Source organism: Paenibacillus assamensis DSM 18201 (assembly GCF_000422445.1).
In the GTDB taxonomy this organism is placed as follows: Bacteria; Bacillota; Bacilli; order Paenibacillales; family Paenibacillaceae; genus Paenibacillus_B; species Paenibacillus_B assamensis.
Genome location: NZ_AULU01000035.1, coordinates 1 through 2,253, shown reverse-complemented (window position 1 = coordinate 2,253; position 2,253 = coordinate 1). Strand labels below are relative to the sequence as shown.

Annotated in this window: 4 protein-coding genes; all 4 read left to right on the top strand. The window is 39.6% G+C overall.

Annotation, left to right across the window (positions count from 1 at the left end):
• A partial coding sequence (locus H580_RS0114465; protein ID WP_211224413.1) for a hypothetical protein occupies positions 1–491 on the top strand: 491 nt, incomplete at its 5' end.
• Positions 492–518: 27 nt separating this feature from the next.
• On the top strand, positions 519–1,037 hold the full coding sequence (locus tag H580_RS25550; RefSeq protein ID WP_028595408.1) for a MerR family transcriptional regulator: 519 nt from the start codon (positions 519–521) through the stop codon (positions 1,035–1,037).
• Positions 1,038–1,347: 310 nt separating this feature from the next.
• Complete coding sequence (locus tag H580_RS0114455) at positions 1,348–1,557, top strand: hypothetical protein (RefSeq protein WP_028595407.1); 210 nt, start codon at positions 1,348–1,350, stop codon at positions 1,555–1,557.
• 177 nt (positions 1,558–1,734) lie between these two features.
• Entirely contained in the window at positions 1,735–2,172 is a 438-nt protein-coding gene (locus H580_RS0114450) for a helix-turn-helix domain-containing protein (RefSeq protein WP_028595406.1), read from the top strand.
• Positions 2,173–2,253: the final 81 nt, after the last annotated feature.

Sequence of the window (2,253 nt, the reverse complement as noted above, 5' to 3'; positions counted from 1 at the left end):
CCCCTAGACCTTGGACAGTTGTAGGAGTGTTGTTCGAAATACCCGACAAGGGATATTCATACAAAGTCTATCACCTGTCGGTTAACACAGACAAGGGAGAGATTAATATGACTAAAGTTATTGGTATGGCTTCTAACGAAGAATTGTTTGATATTATCGTTGAAAACCGTAATGAGTTAAAATCAGCTGGAGGAGAGCTCGTTTTCGGTGAAATAATGTATGAAGCAGGCATGACGGAAGTTATTAAAGAAATGGCACTGCATCATTTAAGAAAACAAGGGCACATAAAACTCACAGAGCAACAAGAAGCCGTATTTGATGAAGCTAGAACGTTATATTCTACACTTTTTGAGATGGCAACGGAAGAACAAAAAGAAATGCTGACTGAAATGTTTGATCGTTTAGAATCATACGCAGCGCGTCTTGAGGAATCCGGATTCATATCAGGATATTTAAGCGGATATACCTATGTAAAACACTTAAACTATTAAGTTGATAAATAGAAGGGTGGAAAACGCATGAATGACGCTATGGAGTTCATATATACTTCAAAAGAAGTCAGCAGTAGCATAGGCATAGCTACGTCCACCCTTCGCACCTGGTGCATAAAATTAGAAGCTGCTGGTTACATCTTCAAACGCGCAGATGACGATAAGCGTATGTTCTTCGAACGCGACATTACAGCGTTACGCAGCATGAAGGAACTACTTGATAAAAAGCACTCAATGGAATACGCCGTTGAGCAAGTAACCGCTAGGTTCAACGTGATGACGCATAGCGTCGCCAATGATGACGGAGAGACCGCGCTTCAACCTACAGCGTCACTGGAGCGTTTCCCAAACCCCACTGAGTTCATAAATGATATAAGACAAGCTGTAAGGGAAGAAATACGCCAGGAAGTAGCCGCAGCCATGGAAGAACAGAACAAGAGAATCGATGAACATATCGAACGGCGAGATCAGCAGCTTATGGGAGTATTGCGCGAGCTGCAAGAAAACCGTAAAAAAAGCTGGTGGCAAAAACTATTCCGATCATGAGTTACTCATATTTGCTATTAAGGTTAATTGGATTTTACAAAATGGTGAAAACCAGGTGTAACTATGCTTAATCGAATTTTATGAGTTAGTCAAAATATAAGATATGGATAACCGGATAGTTTAAATTTCGTTGTGTAACGTTACAGTAACGTAAGACTATGCTGGTTTCGGGCTCTTTACGCCATCCTGAGACGTTTCTTTCTAAGAAAGGTATAAAACTATTGCCGAAGCTAGAAAACGTCTAAAAAGTGCGTTTCTGTGCGTCTGACTAAGCCTAAAATTGACGCGTGTTATTTTAGGAGGGGCAAAATTGATAGTTAAGCTATTTACCATCGGAACGTTCCCGACAATGGAACCGCCCACGTATAAGCAGATTGGTATTGTCGAAGCTGTAGACACCCACAAAGCAACTGCGTTTTGCTGGGAACAGTTCGGGGAACGGACGTTGATAGTTCGACCAATTGAAGGCTCAGAGCGCCATATAAAGGCATTTGTACATGAACCGCGATTAGTAGAATAGAAAAAAGTGATAAAGAAGACGGGATCCCCAATAGCGGTTCCCGTCTTTTTTGCGATCAAAGTTAATTATTTATGAAATTTTATCATATGAGAAATTTAGTTTGACAATATTTCAAACATGAATTATTATCAATTAAAAGTAAATGGATGATAAAATTTCATAAGGAGAATGATTTCGATGAATGTAAAAGAAGCAGCTAAGATTTTAGGAGTACATGAGAGAACCATCTATAACATGATTAAAGATGGTCGTTTAAAGGCAAGTAAGGATAACGAATCTAAGTGGGACATTTCAGAAGAACAGCTTTCAACGGTAATGGAACGTGGAGAAATAGGACGGGAGCTAGCAATTTCATCTCAAGTTTTACATGTCCATATGAACCGTAAGAAAAAACAGCTTGTAGATCAGACACTTAATGTTTTTAAGAAGTATGTTAGGGAATTTGAAAAAGAGGATTCCGCAATAGATCAAGAGATGTTGTTAGGGTTAGTCATGGATGAATTAACGGAACTGAAAGAAGAGTACAACGAAGTCCAGGCACTCCGTAAAGTGATTGACAGACTAATGGACGAGTCCATTGAAAAACTAAGTGTTCTTGATGACATCTACGAGTAGAAAAGGAGGACTGCCAATATGATAGAAAAAGAACGTGAATTGAGACAAGAAATACACCGGCTGAGAGAAGAAGCTCGAGGG

Bases quoted from the DNA above. Each gene is read 5' to 3' on its own strand.
- H580_RS25550 (WP_028595408.1), top strand. From the start codon at position 519: ATGAATGACGCTATGGAGTTCATATATACTTCAAAAGAAGTCAGCAGT.
- H580_RS0114450 (WP_028595406.1), top strand. From the start codon at position 1,735: ATGAATGTAAAAGAAGCAGCTAAGATTTTAGGAGTACATGAGAGAACC.